Raw genomic sequence first — 17561 nt, forward strand, 5'->3', positions numbered from 1 at the left:
TTCATGCGATCGACGATCCACTGGCGTCGATGTTCATAGCTTTCACCGGTATGGGAATCCACACCGCAAAGAAAAGCGCGGCGAACACATCGGGAAACGCAGTGGTAGTAAGGGGTCTCTTCCAGAAGCACCAGAGCTTTCCTTGGCTTGGGCATCGTATCACTCCTTGATAGCTGATGAAGATAGAAAGATTGCCAGACTGGATAATTTTTGGCAAGTTATTGATGGGTGTCCAGATTGTTCTGGCGCATTTCCAAACTATTAGAAAAAAATCAGATTTTTTCTAAAGTACAAGTTAACATTGCCGAAAAGGTGTAAACAGCCTTTATTTATATTTCAGATCTGTATGTTTTTAAAATGGAATTTAATCATCAATTATTAATTCCATATTTTTTATAACAACACTTATATTCTTACATTCATCATGTGTTGTTTGCACTGGAAGGAGTAATTGATGATTCACACTTGTAGCATCGCTCGATTCTTAATACGTGTTACCTCCCTGTGTATACTCTCTGCTACCGCAATCTCAGCGCCTTACTCCATCACGTACACTAGCACGATAAGTAATAGCGGCTATCCGGAAATTATTAATGGAGAGTCTTATACACTGACTTTCGTACTGGACAATGGCGGTACGACTGCGAACAGCCAAACCTGGAATATAACGGATCTACAATGCGCTCACTGGTCTATGAATGATGCCGGGAACGTACGTTTTGAGCACGACTTGTCGGGAGCGGGAGAGATCGCCGAGTTTTTAGGAGCTGTCGAGACAGACGCAGGTGGTGCCTTAATCGACAATTTCAGCCGTGTGATTGCCGATCCTGCAACGCCAGCAGCCTACACAGCGATTGGTTTCACACCACCCGATCCTATTGGCTGGTATGCAAATAGCAGCAACGGAATATTCTATTCTCCGACTTATGTAAATCACTTTGATGATCTTGCAGGTGGTGTTCTTATGGCGATTGGCAACTGGAGTAATCCTATACCTTATGCTGGAGTCGGCTGTGCTCTACCAGTGGTAGAACCAATGAGCGTACCCACGCTAACGGAGTGGGGCATGATCTTAATGACTGGCTTGTTGGGCATTTACGCCTTATTCGCTATTCGGAGGTGTTCCGATTAAAAAAGCATCCGATCGGATAGTTAAAATCTGACCAATAACACCCGTCTTCTATGGCATTGTAGATAACAGATAATGGTGTCACCCATCAGGATCAAGCTGTCTGTTGACAACCCTTGCTTCCGCTCCAGAATAATATCGGTACCATGCGCAGTCCAATGAAATAACAGATCTTGAGTCTCTATGTACCAACCTTCAGTGGCTCAACGCTGGGGTACATATTTTTAAACCCAGTTATGAATGAAAGAGCCGGACCAATCAAGTCGATTGGTTTCACCATCCTCTAAGCATGGCTCACCAGCACTTTCATGATCAACCAAAAACTAACGTTACGTCCAAACTAAACAAACACCCATACATATTCCTCCATTCATTCGAGCAAGCAAAACGGGATAGCCACCCCCTCTCGTCATAAATAATGGCGCTACCAGGGACTTGTTGAGTGAATAATGTACCTATCTTCAATTGTAAATAGGTACATTATTGGTATTTCTCAACATTAGATACACCGTCAGCCCAGCCCGCACTGACCTTTTCTATTTGGCATTTGAAAGAATGCGCAAGGTGATAACTCTATAACTGCATCCAGAATAGGCGTTCATCAAAACTCCAGTTTGCGAAAAACCGCTTTAAGCGCATGACTTGCTCCTACCAGACCTTTGAATCGACTTTCGAAATGCTGCAACATTTAGATCCTATACTTTGAATCGATTTGCAATCTCTCAAGAATCGGCAATTGAGTGCTAGGACGCAGGAAGCAGTGATTCACAAAAATCAGTGATCCGGTTCGTACCTCACTACATCCTACGTAATCAGCTTAGCGCATGTTACGAGTTGAATGGCATCAAGCCAAGCTACAGGATTGATATTGAAATGCTCTGGGATGGATGAAAAATTTAAAGGTATGACACCTGACTTATCCTCTCTGATGGCTCGCCCATTCCAATTAGTAAGTTCAAAATAATCGACTAGACTAAATTAGACGATTTTTTCTTTCTCTGGATGCACACCACCGGTAAAAGGGAATAGGTTTTCAGGTGCTGCGGTTTGTACTTCTGTAGGGTTACTCGTTTGACCGAGCTTATGATCGTACCTCATAGGTTCTTGAGTTGAAGTAAAGTCGGAGCTTTCTGGCGTGTCTGCACTCCCTGCCCGTATGGGATTGAGATCAACATAGGTCATACAGGTCAAAAGCGCTGCCTCATCAAGTAGCTCCTTACTTTTAAACCGCCCTTTCAAATAAACGGCCTGAGCAGCCATCCTAATTTCTCGTGGTCGCATAATGAGGTGTCTACCGAATACCTCAGCAGGGTCAGCATTGAGTGGCCATCTGACATTTGATTTTGATTTTGATTAGGACGTAGGATGCGGTGAGGCACGAACCGCATCAATAACAGAATACAATGATTCATAAACATCAATGATGCGGTTCGCGCCTCATCTCAACCTACGTAATGAGCTTAGCGCACTTTACGAGTCACAACTTTTCATACCAAATAGCACAGGAACTCGAACTATGAACAATTACATCGTAACAACCCCCAACGAACGACCTTCACCACTCAATGTATTTGGAACTGATGTCACCGTACTGGCAGCAGCATCACAGATAGGTGGTTATGGGATAACACACCAACAGGGTGCAGAAGGAAGTGGCCCACCACCCCACAGTCATGGTTGGGACGAGGCATTTTTTGTATTGTCAGGCAAAATTACATTTCGATGTGGTGAGGAGACCTACTTATGCACACCTGGAACGTTAATCCATGTCCCTCGTAATACGACCCATGCATTCACCTATGGTACTGGCGGTGGGTCGATGCTGGAGATAACAAGTCGGGAAAGTCGATCGGCGGAAATGTTTACCGAAGTTGATGATGAGATTGATCCAACCAACCCTGACTTCGGAAAAGCACTGGAAATACTCGATCGAAATGGTGTTACGGTTGCGTAGTAGTAGGTATGCTAGTCTTGATTTCGAATTGACATAAGCCTATCAATAGAGTCGATCAGGACTACTCAAGGTTGCAGAGCTCGTTCCTTGTATACGGCTTTAGACATCTGAATCTTGTATAGGATAGTTCTCACTATGGAAGCGATGTGAATCTGAAGAAAAAAGCTTGGAAATATGCAACTGCTGCTGTTTTCGTTCTGATTATATTTAATCCGGAGATGATCGAACTTGCGCTGTTTATTGATGCGATTGGACTTGAAGTGTTCCTGATGCTGCTCGAAGTTCAGGTGTTAGCGATACTGGGTGCATTACTCAATAGCAAAGTCAGACCAGTCACTTCAACTTTAAAGCATTTCCTGGAAAAATCCTTTCGAGTCGATTCTTTAAAAAGGATAAAAGAAGGCGCAGAGAGTCTATTTTTTTCTTTGCCGAGTGAAGCTGCACTCATGCACCTATTGGTGATTTCTGCAGTAATCCAATGTGTATTCGGTATGCGATCGTGAAAGATCTACACAAGTAGCTCTAATCATTGGCATTATGTGTAAATATCCAACAAAACACTTCCTCTACTTTACCCTAGAACTCAACCTCTATAGACCACTTCAACGTTGTGTCAGGCGTATTACCATTTAAACCGACCAACAATCCCACGCCGACTGAGACGGATGACTCTTCTTCAGAAGAATCAGCTCCCAGGCCTCCGCTGTAATAGAAAACAGGACCGATGCGATGTTGATCGTGATCACCAAATAATTGTGCCTCTTCGCCCATACTACCTGTATTACCAATCCGATCCACCGTGCCATAGGCCTCCAGGGCGATCTGCCAATCCCGATTCAGGCTATAGCCAACTTGGGTTGCATAGGCAAAATCGACCTTCTCATCTTGTGGTTCATCTCCACCCAGGTGTTTCACCAGATAGAGATTGATTATGCTAGACCACTCTCCCCTATCAACCTGAAAGATCGAACCGACGAGTAGCAAGCTTGCCTCCTCATCCTCCAGAGGCTGTTCATATTCTGCCACCAGACCAAACCCAAAATCGTTCTCTTTGATGGGATCAACTACCCATATGACCTCCGCACCGATTTCAGACAACTCCAGGCCGCTAAATTCGTCAGCCTGCTCAGGGGTATCCGGTTCATCCAAACGTTCTTTTTCATATTCGATACCAATACGCGACTTCAATCGGTTGGTAATACCGAATTCGAGTTCGAGCGCATGTCGCTGCTTCGTTACACTGTTGTCGTCATACTGGATCTCCCCACTGTCATTTCTCAAATCACGTTCAGGGTTGCCAAACATATGTGCATTCTGGGATTGGAATTCGATCTCTCCTGGTGTGGCGCTGAGATGCTTGACTTCGAACTGGCCAATTGCTGGTCCGCAGAGAGCGACTGAGCCACTAGTCAACACACCGATCACAACAGAGATTACCCTAACAAGGATCTGCCTAAGATATTTCTGCAGGGTGGAATATGCGTAATTTGAGCTTTTATGCATCTATTTACTCTACAATGGTGGCACAGCTACACACTGTGTATATCAAGAATACGGAAAAACCAGAGCAGAGAAAAATATTTCTATCCTGGTGATCATTCCTCTCTGACCCACTTCAATCTACAGCTTCTTTAAATTATGGATATCTCTTTGGTTAACTACCATAACGGTCTGATGGTAGTCAGGTAAGAGCTGCTGTGTTGCCGGTGGTTGGGCGCTTTGTCAGGATTACCAGATGGATATTGTGTGATTGGTATCAAACCGAGATTACACGCTAAGCCGAACTCTTAAGCTCCATGAGCCAATATACGATTTAATCGCAACACACCTGAGGCTCAAATAAAAAGGGGGGATGGATCACTCCATCCCCCCTTCTCAATAAAGCTGCGCTCAGCACCGTGTGTTTAGACCACGGGGGCGCTGATCTTTAAGCGGCGATCTCTTCCTTAGACTCTTCTTTAGATTCCTTAGTCTCTTCTTGCGCAGCCTCCAGCTCCTTGAGGCTCTGTTCGAGTTTCTGCTTTTCCTTGCGCAAGGTGGAGAGGGCCTGTTCAGCTTTTTTACGGGCCTCAGACTCATCCATCTTCTGCTTTTTCAATCCCTTTAGCTTCTTTACAACGTTTTCAGGCGTGTCAGACAGGGTTGTACTGATCGTTTTGATCGCACGCTCCTTCTCCGCCAGTTGCTCTTTGATCTTTTTCAACTGCTGCCCGTGATTGGCGCGCTCTGAAACAAGCTGCTGCTGAAGTTGCTGCACATTCGCTTCTGCCTCGGCAAGAGCGGCTTCAACGCTTTTCAGGGATTTTTGGCTCTCTGCCAAATCCTGTTCCACTGCGGCGACAGCAAGCTTGGCCTGCTCCTGGGCGCGACTCTTTTCAAGCTCAGCATCAATGGCGCGCTTGATAGTCGATTCGAGTGCGAGCTTGAGCTCTTCCGGGGCGCAGTTTTTTTCCAGTTTCAAGGCATCAGTCGCTGCCATCATTAACATCTGCTTGCTAATCGCGAGATCTTTCCAGACTTTGAGTTGTAGCTCTGCTTCGTTATCAGTCACATGTTCTCCTGGGATATTTGAAGGCAATATAAATTCTATAGTGTAGGTTAACCCCGCATCTTAACATACCTTACAATAAATATCATTTTTATTAAGCAGATTAAGACATCCTGCCTCTATGCAAGTAGAGCAATATAGCTGGATGGGATCAAAACACTGATAAATAGAACAAAAGATCCACTATTTGATCTCTCCAGGCACCCCAAAACGAAGATAATTCAGCCCTCTCGAGGAACAGAAATCGAGTAGTTGAAGCCAAACTGCTTCAGCCGGTAGATAAAGTTGAGCTGAAATAGCTGTATATTAAAGACCAATTCCACTCATCAATAGATCAACGAAAGAGCTATTCAACAGACTGATAGATTATCGACAGATATGCTTCAACGGTTTACAAAGCAGGTTGTAAATATCTGAGTAAGGTTTCAACAGATCGCGTGCCATCGAAAATAGTAGCAATCACTTTCACATGTACTATTTGTGCTGCCAAACGCCGCTAACTCCCTCTGACTCGGTAGATTATATGTTTAGCAGAATTGATAGATAAATTAGCATAACGCAGCAGAGGATGCGGGCCAGAAAAATCACAAACAAGAAAGTCTCTTATAGGAGGGTAGAGCAACCCCTCTCTCCCCCAACATCTCTCCCATCTGTATAGACCGGAGTCAAGGGAGAGAGGCTTGTAAACGACGTCCAAATTGCACACATGCGCGCTTGCCTCAGGGTTATTCGGAGTTAACGGAAAGCAGTGAAAAACAGTAGGAATTACTGGGTTTTTATCAATTACTGTCTAAATCGTTTCGTGTCGATTAACTCACCATCCCGACGTGTAGATTCTACCAGTAATTCAGTCTGTTTCTTGCGGATTAAGTATTAGATCATTCATTGACCCCGAGCATCTTCAGAGCCACTTTGACCAAAAATAGAGACTACACTGATAGGTAAGGCGTGCCTCGTGTGGGTCACAGATTAATCTCACGGGGAGGATATGGATGCCTGCGGAAACGGGAATGGGTTCCTGCACTTTTTAGAAGGAGTTGCTATCCCAAATCAAACCTGAAGGTTCTTAGATGAAGAAACCGCCGCATAACTCTCCTATATTCACACGATATGATCTTAATGTTGAGGATAGGCACCATCAGGGTGCACGAAAAGTCTCATCAGATCTCTTATTGCAGCGTGTGGCGGACAGCCTGGTAACCGGTGACGAGGATGAGACCTGCATGGCTGTATCTCAGGCACTGAACGCACACAAACCACTGGAGATCATTAACGAAAGTCTGATTCCTGGCATGCAGGAGGTTGGCAGACTCTGGGATCTTGGTAACTACTTCCTGCCCCAGGTGATCCTCTCATCTGATGCCATGATCGCTGGCATCACGCTCTGCGAAGAAGAGATGGGACACAGCATGGAGAGAAAGGCCAAGGTGGTTACCCACACTGCTGAGGGCGACATCCACGACATAGGCATGCAGATCGTCAACGCCCTGCTACGGGCTGGTGGATTCGATGTCATCAGCCTGGGGGCCGACGTACCGATTGAGGAGGTTGTCGACGCCTGCCGTATTCACAGACCGGTCATGCTGACCGGGACAGCACTGATGACCACCACCATGACTGCATTCCCTAGAATTGCCATGCGCTTGAAGGAGTCGGGACTGGATATTCCATTCGTCTGCGGTGGTGGCGCATTGAGTGAGGAGTTCGTAACCAGTTTCGAACTGGGCATCTGGGGCAGTGATGCTGCTCAGGCAGCAAGTATGGCCGAGGACGCCTTGAGTGGGCTCGACTGGCGGCAACTACGAGCCAAGTGGAACGGCTGATAAGGCAAGTTTAGAGGTAAGACAATGAAACTGACCGACTCAATGGCCTACAGCAATCCGCAGGAGATGATGTTCGGATTCGCGCAAAAGCCGGTGACAACAAGGCGCGGGCTTGTCATTGGCGGCGGTTCCGTCATCGCAGAGATCGTACCCCACCCCCGCCCCGGCAGTGAAAAGACGCTGCATACCCTGTTGCGGGAGTTCGAGCGCGCCAATGGTGATGCACTCGAGCGCTGCGTCGATATCGGCACTCCTAACCTGGTACTGGAAAATGAGCATGTTTTCCAGATGACCGATGATGCCCACTGGGGCAGGGAGATCGCTGCACTCTCTATTCGACAACTCGATGAGTTTGCGGAGCAGTATGGACTCAAGGCAGCCTACCGCGCCACCATCGCTGACTTGCGCAAACCTGACATGGTGAACATCCGGGACTCCGAACGTACCAGCAAGGTATTGGAGGCCTTCGATGCCTGCGCTGAATATGCAGATATCCTCTCCATTGAATCGATTGGCGGCAAGGAGATCTTCGACCACTGCATCATCCGCAACGATATTACCGGAATGCTCTTCGCCCAGGGGGTGCTCGGCAGCCGTGACATGGCCTGGCTGTGGCCCCAAATTGTCGAGATTGCCGATAAACATGGGTCGATAGCGGGCGGCGATACCGATTGCTCCCAGGCCAATACGGCAATGTTTATGGCTGGTGGTTTCACCGGCAAGGCTCTTTCCCACAGTCTGGCGGCACTCTCCCGTGCTATGGCCGTTGGCAACTCGCTGGTCGCCTACGAGTGTGGCGCCAGTGGGCCAGGCAAGGATTGCGCCTACGAGAACCCAATCATCAAGGCCATCACTGGCTTGCCGATGTCGATGGAAGGCAAGAGTTGCGCCTGCGCCCACTCCTCCCTCTGTGGCAATGTGATGGCAGCAGTATGTGACCTCTGGTCAAACGAGGCGGTGGAGTATCACCGCATGTTCGGCGGCAGCACATCTGCGGTGTTCAGTGAAATACTGAGCTACGATGTCGCTTCGATGAATACTGCCATTCAGCTGGGCTATCAGCGAGAGTATCAGGCCTGCATGGTCGCGTCGGATAGATATCGCAGTCTACAAGGTTTCATCCTCAGCCCTGACAACGCCTGGGCGATTGGTAAAGCGGTGGTCGACAACAACCAGAGCTACTACGCACGGACACTGGCGGCCGCCCTCACTTGTGGCGAGCTGATGCTCGCTGATCCGCAACTCTATTTCACCAGTTACGAAAAGGAGTCACTTGCTGGCTACATGACAGAACTGGAAAAGCTGCCTCAAGAGGAGGAGGATTTCATCGACCTGTGCCTGCACAAGTACGCTCAGGTAAAAGGCTTTCTACCACAAGCCTACGGTTTGTGAAGGCTTTTGTCTGTGAAGAGACGACTCGCCATCGCATTGGACTTGGGAACCAGCGGTTTCCGTGCTCAGGCACTCGATCTTGCGAGCAGTGAGGTGATCTCCACCGTTATCACCACCCGTCATCCGTTGCCTGGTGCCAACGTTATCGATCATCTCCACTTCGCTCTGGAGCTGGGTGTGGAGAGCACCCGTGACCTGATGCTGCAGGCAATCAACCAACTGCTGCAGAGACTGCAGGTCAGCCTGGGTGATGTGGTACGTCTGGCCGTCTGCGGTAATCCTACCCAACTCTCCCTGCTACAGGGCATGGAGATACGTGACCTCGCCTATGCCGGCTCACGCAAGTTACACACCCTTGGGGTTACAGCGCCGGAGAGAACGGCTTCAGTCTACTCCGCAGCAGCGCTACCTGGCCTTGCACTCAGCAGCAATTGCGACATTCTCATCCCGCCGGCGATACATGATCAAGTCGGTGCCGATGCCCTGGCCCTGATTATCCAGAGCGGTATCCGGGATTGCAGCGAAACTTCGATCGCTATCGACTATGGCACCAATGCTGAGATGGCGCTTTTCCACCAGGGACATTTCTACACCGGCTCTGCTTCCGCTGGCCCCGCTCTGGAGGGCCAGCATATCAGTTGCGGCTCCCTGGCAATGCCGGGGACCATCACAGACCTTAAAATGGAGGGCCCCTACCACCGTTTGCAGGTATTGGACGAGGAGATGCTGCCGGCTACGGGAGCGTTGATCGATCTACGTCTGGCGGGGGAGCTTGTTGAGAGTAGCGACCGGGAAGCGATATCCATCACCGGAACAGGCGTCATCGCCGCGTTGGATCAAGCGTTGTCAGATGGCATCATCACCCCGCCAAACATCCACACCATAGATGGGCAACTGCACTTCGGCCACAAGATCTACCTCAATGAAACAGATCTGGGTGAAGCGGGAAAAGCGATCGGAGCAATACGTGCCGGTTATGTCACCCTAGCGCTCGAAGCGGGCATAGTGCCCTCAGAGATCCAAACGGCCTACCTCGCCGGCGCCTCCGGCACCTACGTCGACGCTCGCAAGTCAGGACGGCTGGGCCTGATTCCCCCCGCCGTGCATCGGGTAATGCAGGTGGGTAATACCTCTCTTGCTATGGCCCGAGAGCTGGCGCTGGCTCCTTCCAGGCTGGATGAGATGTCCGATCTGGCCAGTGCTCTACGCCATAACCATACCCTGTTCGCCAAATCAAAGAGCTTTGCGAAACTTTTCCTGCTGGAGCTTTCACGCTGGACCGAAGGGATGCCGACGACGACCTATCGTGAGATGTTGCAGCGGTTTAACCTGCCCGATCTACCGCCTATGGACTCGATAGCAGAGATTGTGCAGACCGTGCAACGGGACATCGATGTGACGGGTAAACATGGCCTGAAAACTTTGCATTCCATTGGCAAAACAGTCGAACTGCAACTGCAGGGTTGTCATAGCTGCCTCAAATGCATACAGACCTGCCCGACTCAAGCGATTACTATCGATACCACTTCTCAGCCCGCCACCATCTCCATGGCGCATGCACTCTGCAATGGTGTTGCCTGTAGACGCTGCGAACCGGTATGCGAACCAAAGGTGTTCCATTTAAACGCCTTCTTCAACCCAGCGCGGGTCGCTGTCAGCGAGGAGGCTTGAGCAATGGCAGTACTCGGCATTATCACCTGCGAAATCCTTGAACTGGAGTTTGCCCAGCTATTGACTGATGACAGCGATGTCGGGTGCATCAATGTGCTGCAAGACAGCCACTCGGCACGCCTGATTGAACTGCTCAAGGCGCGTGGCCTGTCAAACCTCCGCTGTCTGCCGCATCCCCATGCATTCACCTCCGAACCGGGCGAGTCGCTGGAATTACTGATACGTGTGCTGGCACTGGGGTTACACCGTAATCGAAGGGTACTGCGCCACGCCCTTAACAGATCGGCACAAGCTCTGGCTCCACACATCGACGCCCTGTTGCTCGGCTACGGCCAGTGTGGCGGGGCAGTCGATGATGCCAGAAGCCTTTTAGATCTGGATATCCCCCTCTTCCAACCCATGGACGGTGATCGCCCGATGGACGACTGTGTTGCACTCTGCCTGGGAGGGCGCGAGCGATATTACGATGAGCAGCGCAAAATCGCTGGCACCTACTTCCTCACCCCGGGCTGGTCGAATCACTGGCGACAAATGATGGATAGCCATAGTGGCGAGGTATCACAGCCGGGGTTAAAACGACTACTTGCTGACTACGAACGGGGACTGCTGCTGCAATCTCCCGCCCTACCCAACGACGAACTGCAACAGCACGGTAACGAGTTCAGCCGCATGACTGGACTTCGACTGGAGACCGAGTGCGGAACCATGAAACCGCTGACAATGGCCTGGGATGCCGCCAAAACTGCCGTTAGATCGATGTCCGCTGAGCCCGCTTCTGGAGGCATGGGATGAAGATGACAGAGCTGACACAACGGGAGTTGGATACGCTCCCTACTCTGCATGAGGGCCAGAACTTTCGTCTGCGTATAAAAGCTGAGAGTGGTAAAGGACGAACCTTAATCATCAAGTCCTTGAAATCCGACGCAGGAGCGAGGTCTGAGGAGAGACTCGTCAATGAGTATCTGCAGACCACCGACCTCCATCTACCCGGTATCCGCCATCCCCAGGGACAGCTGTTGGTAGCTGGGCGCCCTGCCCTCGCGCTGGATTATATCGAGGGTAAAGTGCTGAGTGATAGCCATGTCAGGCACCGACACCCCTTGTTGGAAAACCTGGAAGTAGCGATTGCCCTGACAACAGTGCTTGAGAGATTGCACCAACAGCAGCTGATACACCGTAACCTGGCCAGCGACCATATCATCGTATCGCTGTCGCCACTAAAAGTTACCTTGATCGGTTTCGGCGATGCAATAATCGAGAATGAGCATGAAATCCTGACAGAGGCCGACCTCTCATCAAGTATGCTGGCCTACATCTCTCCGGAACAGACCGGCCGGATCAACAGGCAGGTGGATCATCGTACCGACCTCTACTCTCTCGGCGCTGTGCTCTATGAAGTGTTTACCGGAAAAGCGCCGTTCGAGGCTGAAGATGCAGCCGATCAGATCTATTCGCACTTGGCCCGGAACCCTCTGGCTCCAGAGGTATTGAACAGTGGCGTGCCAGAAGCCATCTCCAACCTCATTCTACGCCTTTTAGCGAAGAATCCTGATCAACGCTATCAGTCGGCCTACGGAGTAGAGGTCGACTTGAAAGAGATACGACAGCAACTGCAGCAGGCAGGACGGATCGGGGATATTACCCTCGGTATCGAAGATTACAGCAGCAGCTTCCAGTTGCCAGAGCAGATCTATGGCCGCGAGGAGGAGCTGAAAACACTTCAAACGGCCGTCAGCAGAACCAGCGATGGCAGCGGTAGCCTGGTACTGATCTCCGGCCGAGCAGGAATTGGCAAGACCGCGTTAGTGGAAGCCCTGCGGCCATTCAGCGTGGATCAAGAAGCCTATTTCATTGTCGGCTCCTGTGAAAGCTCACAGCGTCATCTGCCTTACGTGGGTTTACGCCAGGCGTTTGATGAATGGATCGACCTGATCCTTACCGGCAGCACGATGCAACTGGCACAGTGGAAAGATAAGCTCTTGAAAGTGAGCGGTGGCAATATTGACAGACTGCTCGACCTACTGCCCCGGCTCAAGCTGATCATAAGCACCCAACCCTCTGCACCGGAGGTCGACCCCTCTCTCGTGCAGCCCCGCTTCCATCACCTGCTTCGCAGCTTTGTTCTCGCCTCTGCCCAGCAGGAACATCCATTGATTCTATTCCTCGACAATCTGCAGTGGGCCGATCACGCGACGCTGGAGCTGCTGGGTCAACTGCTTCCAGGGATCGACAGCCTGCCCATTGTCTTCATTGCAGCCTATCGGGACGATGAAGTGGGAAAGGGACACCCGCTCGCCGCACTGTTCGACAACCTTACAGCGAAAGTAAAAAAGGCCAACCCCATAAGCCTGAAACCCCTCACCCTCGATAGCATCAATCATCTCATCGCCGATGCCCTTAAAGCCGACGCTGCAGATACCATTTCTTTAGCACAACTGGTGTTAGAGAAGAGCAGTGGCAACCCGCTGTTCATTAGACAATTCCTACAGTCGTTACATGAAAATGGTCAACTTGTCTTCGAGGCAGATCGACACCACTGGAGCTGGGACAACGAATCAGTGCGACAGCAGGTTATCATCAGCAGTGCTGCTGAGATTATGGCCGAGAGTATCGGAAAACTGCCCGAGGATACCCGATCAACTCTTGCCTTGGCGGCCTGTTTCGATAGCCACTTTCTCGCCCGATCACTTGCTTCGCTGGCTGAGATATCTGAAGCGGAGTTGGCCGAACGACTGCAACCGGCAGTTGAGGCAGGACTACTTCAAATCACTGAATCGGTGTCTGTGCCTAATGGCGATTCTGCTAGCGAATCTGAAGCTCTCTTTGGTTTTACCCATGACCGGGTACATCAGGCGGCCTATGCACAGCTACCTTTAAAACAAAGACGCCTCAACCATTTACGCATTGGGCGGCTGCTGCTGAATGAAACACCGAACAACAGGCTTGAGGATTTTGTATTCGAGATCACTGATCAGTTTAACGAAGGCTTCCAACACCTGAAGGACGAGCATGAGCGACGTCGCTTGGTTGACTTGAACCTGATGGCAGGTCGCAAGGCCAGACGGGAGGCCGCCTATCAGGCATCCATCCGCTACTTGAGTATGGGCATCGGCTTGCTGTCGTCGAATCGCTGGGAAGACCCGGAAGAGCCAGCGCTTGAACTGTTCATCGATGCTATCGAGGCAGAATACCTGAGTGCCAATTTCGAACGCGCCGCACTATTGTCGAAAGAGGTACTTAAACATACCAGCGATCTGTTTACACGCCAACGGGTCTATGAGCTGAGCATCCTCTTCCTCACTGCACAAAACCAGAATCACTCTGCCATCGATACCGGATTAACCGCACTCGGGGAACTTGGTATCTCCCTGACGCAGTCACCCTCCGACAAAGAGTGCCAACAGCTGGCAGCACTAACCAGCCGGGTCGAATCGCTTGCCCATCTGCCGGTAATGAATAACTCGCGCCACCTTGCCTCATTACGCATCATGATGCATCTCGCTGTACCGGCACTACGAATCAATCCCAACCTGTTGCAGACCCTGATCGGCAAAATGGTTTTACTCTCAGCGGAACATGGCAATTCACCCATAGCGGCATTCGCCTATGGTTGGTACGGCGCATTGCTCTGCGGCAACTCTAGCGACATCGAAACCGGCTACCGTTTCGGTCGACTCTCTCTGGAGATTCTGCAGCTGTTTCCGGCAGCGGAGCTGAGAACACGGGTCAGCCTGCTTTTCAATGCCTACGTGCGCCATTGGAAAGAGCCAATTCAGAAGAGCATTTCCCAGCTACAGATAACATTTCAACAGGGCATGGAGGCTGGTGACCTGGAATATACCAGCCTGGGTGCGGTTCACCACTGCGGTTATCTTCTCTACACCGGTGAATCACTGGGAGTCGTCCACAACAGACTGCTTGAATTTCAGCAGACTGTAGAGCAGTGGCGCCTGCCGTTTCAGGGACTGATGTTGCGCATCTGGTTACAGACCACGGCCAATCTCAGTGGCAGCGGTAAAAACCCCACCAATCTGAGCGGTGATTTTTTTGATGAAACGAACCTGCTTCCAGCACCGACCGGAGAGAATAACAATCTGCTTGTTTTTGCAATGCTCTGCAGCCGTACCCTGCTTCAATACCTCTTCGGTGACTTCTCCGCTGCAGTAGCAACAGGCCAGGAGGCAGAGAAGTACTCCAAATCTGCGCTAGGCCTCTACTATCGGGTGAGTCACTGCTACCACTACGCCCTGGCTCTACTGGCGCTACATGAAACGGTGGACGACAACAGACGCGCAGAGTGTCTGGAGATTGCCACCCCGCTTATCGACCAACTGCGTCGCTGGGCTGCACTGTCAGAAAGCAACTTCTCACACTACCTGGCCCTGGTCGAGGCCGAACAGGCACGCGCCATGGGCAACAACGGCCGAGCGATGGAACTCTACAGCCTGGCCGGACGTTTGGCGCAAGAGAATGGCCGATCGTTGGATATCGCACTAGTAAGCGAGCGGGAGGCAGCCTTCTACAGAGCCCTAGGCCGCGAGGACTTTGCGGGACTTGCACTACGTAAGGCAGTAGAAAGTTATCGTTCCTGGGGCGCACTGCGCAAGGTAGAGGCACTTGAACACCGCATCAAGCCCCAGATCAGTCACGAATCATCAATGTTGGATATGAGTGCAGTTCTAAAGGCATCTCACATGCTCTCCCAGGAGGTACATCTGCAGAAGTTACTGGAAAGGCTGATGCGTATCGTGATCGAGAATGCAGGCGCCGAACAGGGCCTGCTGATTCAGAGTAGTGCCTCAGGACTGATCATCCAGGCCCGAGGCGATACCCACAATGTGGAGACCATGCAAGCGGTAGCCGTGGAGAAGAGCAGCGAAGTGCCGCTCTCAGTGATCAACTTCGTTGCAAGAACTCAAAACGAGGTGGTGCTCGGTAATGCACATCGGGATCTCATGTTTGGTAGCGACAGTTATATTGCCGAGCATCAGACACGTTCACTGTTATGTCTGCCGATCGTCTACCAGGGAAAACTCTCCGGCCTGCTCTATCTCGAAAACAACCTCTCCAGCGATGTATTCACTTTAAATCACCTGGAACTGCTCAAGGCCCTGGCATCCCAGGCGGCAATCTCAATTGAGAACGCCACCCTCTACGCAGAGTTAGAAAACAAGATTGCAGAGCTGAGAGAGAGTGAACAGAAATTCCGCGTGATCTTCGATGAGACATTTCAGTTCATTGGCGTGATTGACGTCAATGGCAAACTGCTGCAAGCCAATCGCACTTCCTTGCAATTTGCTGGCATCAAGAGTGAGCAGGTGGTCGGCAAGGACTTCTGGGATACCCCCTGGTGGACACATTCCACTCAGTTACAGAAGAAATTGAAGCGTGCTGTGCAGCAGGCGGCGAAAGGTAATCTGGTACGCTTCGAGGCCACGCACACCTCACCAGACGGTCAGCCCACCTATGTGGACTTTTCTGTCAAGCCCGTGATCGACGACGAAGGCAAGGTCGTGTTGTTGATACCTGAGGGGCGCGACATCACCGAGCGCAAAAAGGCAGAAGACGAGTTGATGCGTTACAAGGAACACTTGGAGGTCACGGTAGAGCAACGTACAGAAGAGCTACGTCTGGCCCGAGATGAGGCTGAATCTGCCAATACCGCTAAGAGTACCTTCCTCGCAAATATGAGCCATGAACTGCGAACCCCGCTGAATGCTATCCTGGGTTTTTCTCACATGATGCAGCGGGATAAAAACCTGAGCAAAGATCAACACGAAACCCTCAATATCATTAACAATAGCGGTGAACACCTACTTAAACTGATCAACGATGTACTTGAGATCGCCAAAATCGAGGCTGGCAAGTTACAACTGGATATAGCCACCTTCGATCTGCACATCCTGGTGCGAGAGGTCAGTGACATGATGGGTCTCAGAGCGCAACAGAAGGGGCTCCAACTAGCACTCGACCAGTCATCGGATTTCCCACGCTACATCAAGGGTGACGAAGCCAGACTGCGGCAGATCCTGGTCAATCTGGTAAGCAATGCGGTCAAATTCACCGATGACGGAGGGGTGACAATTCGTCTGGGCATCAAAGACAACAACCATCGTCATCTGATCATTGAGGTTAAAGATACCGGCCCAGGTATCAGTAAAGCAGACCAGGAGAAGCTGTTCGAACCCTTCGAACAGTTGCACGAAGGAAAAATGCAAATAGGAACCGGGCTGGGCCTCTCAATAGTGCAACACACTATAAAACTGATGCAGGGTGAGATCACCATCGAGAGCGACCTTGGCAAAGGTAGCTTATTCCACGTAGAGCTACCTTTAACTGCAGCTGAAGAGACTGAAATCGTGCAACTGGACGACAAGAGCCAGGGTGAAGTCATCGGCTTGGCGGCGGGAGAACCCAGCTACCGCATCCTGATCGCCGAGGATCAGCGTGATAACCAATTGCTGCTGGTCAAGATGATGCGCAACATCAACATGAAGGTGAAGGTAGCCAACAATGGCGAAGAGTGTGTCGAGATCTTCAAGCAGTGGAAGCCCGACCTGATCTGGATGGACCGTCGTATGCCGGTGATGGATGGTGTCGAAGCTACCCGGCGTATACGACACATGCGTGATGGCAAGCAGGTAAGAATCGTCGCTGTAACCGCTTCAGCCTTTAAGGAACAAGAACCCGAATTAATCGATGCCGGCATCGATGACTATATTCGCAAGCCTTTCCTCATCAAAGATATTTACGAAAGTCTGGCGCAGCAATTGGGTCTCAAATTCATATATCGTAAGGAGAACAAAAAAGATACGGAGTCGCAGAAAATATTGACACCGCAACTCTTGCACGCAATTAGTGAAGATCAACGCGAAGCCCTCCGTCTCGCAGTGGTATCACTGGACAGCGATAGCATTAATGCCATCATCAGCCGAATAGCTGCTACAGAATCCGAATTGGGACAGGTTCTTTCGCGCTTAGCCAATGAGTTCGACTACCCAACGATATTAAGCTCGATTGAAGCGCTATCGGAGAAGGAGTGAA

At 50.6% G+C, this 17561-nt stretch carries 11 protein-coding genes and 1 pseudogene; 8 read left to right on the forward strand and 4 right to left on the reverse strand.

Annotated features, from left to right (window positions below; all coding sequences use genetic code 11):
* Window positions 1-155 (reverse strand): annotated as a pseudogene (locus AC4IE7_RS08955) (transposase); the annotation flags it as partial.
* 575 nt (window positions 156-730) lie between these two features.
* On the opposite strand from AC4IE7_RS08955, the gene AC4IE7_RS08960 reads away from it, so the two are divergent.
* Window positions 731-1132, forward strand: a complete 402-nt coding sequence (locus AC4IE7_RS08960) for an IPTL-CTERM sorting domain-containing protein (RefSeq protein ID WP_490776486.1) — start codon at window positions 731-733, stop codon at window positions 1130-1132.
* 975 nt (window positions 1133-2107) lie between these two features.
* Here AC4IE7_RS08960 and AC4IE7_RS08965 read toward each other — a convergent pair.
* Window positions 2108-2389: a hypothetical protein gene (locus tag AC4IE7_RS08965; protein WP_490776487.1), complete on the reverse strand. Its 282-nt coding sequence runs from the start codon at window positions 2387-2389 to the stop codon at window positions 2108-2110.
* Between the two features lie 256 nt (window positions 2390-2645).
* Here AC4IE7_RS08965 and AC4IE7_RS08970 point away from each other — a divergent pair, with 256 nt between their 5' ends.
* Both AC4IE7_RS08970 and AC4IE7_RS08975 read left to right on the forward strand, forming a co-directional pair.
* Window positions 2646-3083 carry a cupin domain-containing protein gene (locus AC4IE7_RS08970; protein WP_490776488.1) on the forward strand — a complete coding sequence of 146 codons (438 nt, stop codon included), beginning with the start codon at window positions 2646-2648 and terminating at the stop codon, window positions 3081-3083.
* 146 nt (window positions 3084-3229) lie between these two features.
* Entirely contained in the window at window positions 3230-3586 is a 357-nt protein-coding gene (locus AC4IE7_RS08975; RefSeq protein WP_490776489.1) for a hypothetical protein, read from the forward strand.
* Window positions 3587-3659: 73 nt separating this feature from the next.
* Here the strand turns inward: AC4IE7_RS08975 and AC4IE7_RS08980 are convergent, their stop codons facing one another.
* Together AC4IE7_RS08980 and AC4IE7_RS08985 are read right to left on the reverse strand one after the other, a co-directional pair.
* Window positions 3660-4586, reverse strand: a complete 927-nt coding sequence (locus tag AC4IE7_RS08980; protein WP_490776490.1) for a hypothetical protein — start codon at window positions 4584-4586, stop codon at window positions 3660-3662.
* A gap of 424 nt (window positions 4587-5010) precedes the next feature.
* Window positions 5011-5634, reverse strand: a complete 624-nt coding sequence (locus tag AC4IE7_RS08985) for a hypothetical protein (protein WP_490776491.1) — start codon at window positions 5632-5634, stop codon at window positions 5011-5013.
* 1067 nt (window positions 5635-6701) lie between these two features.
* Between AC4IE7_RS08985 and AC4IE7_RS08990 the strand changes: the two genes are divergently transcribed.
* The 5 genes from AC4IE7_RS08990 to AC4IE7_RS09010 are packed head-to-tail and all read left to right on the forward strand — an operon-like array spanning window position 6702 to window position 17560.
* Window positions 6702-7454: a B12-binding domain-containing protein gene (locus tag AC4IE7_RS08990; RefSeq protein WP_490776492.1), complete on the forward strand. Its 753-nt coding sequence runs from the start codon at window positions 6702-6704 to the stop codon at window positions 7452-7454.
* A 24-nt stretch (window positions 7455-7478) separates the two neighbouring features.
* The gene (locus AC4IE7_RS08995; protein WP_490776493.1) at window positions 7479-8846 is read left to right on the forward strand and encodes a methyltransferase MtaB domain-containing protein; all 1368 of its coding nucleotides are present in this window, start codon (window positions 7479-7481) and stop codon (window positions 8844-8846) included.
* Between the two features lie 12 nt (window positions 8847-8858).
* The gene (locus AC4IE7_RS09000) at window positions 8859-10517 is read left to right on the forward strand and encodes a methylamine methyltransferase corrinoid protein reductive activase (protein WP_490776494.1); all 1659 of its coding nucleotides are present in this window, start codon (window positions 8859-8861) and stop codon (window positions 10515-10517) included.
* A gap of 3 nt (window positions 10518-10520) precedes the next feature.
* Complete coding sequence (locus AC4IE7_RS09005; RefSeq protein ID WP_490776495.1) at window positions 10521-11309, forward strand: DUF1638 domain-containing protein; 789 nt, start codon at window positions 10521-10523, stop codon at window positions 11307-11309.
* Window positions 11306-17560 (forward strand): AAA family ATPase, encoded by a 6255-nt coding sequence (locus AC4IE7_RS09010; protein WP_490776496.1) that lies wholly within the window; start codon window positions 11306-11308, stop codon window positions 17558-17560. The genes AC4IE7_RS09005 and AC4IE7_RS09010 overlap by 4 nt, the downstream gene beginning before the upstream one ends.
* The last annotated feature ends 1 nt before the right edge of the window (window position 17561 follow it).

This window comes from Candidatus Thiodiazotropha sp. AKAK3, assembly GCF_058244645.1.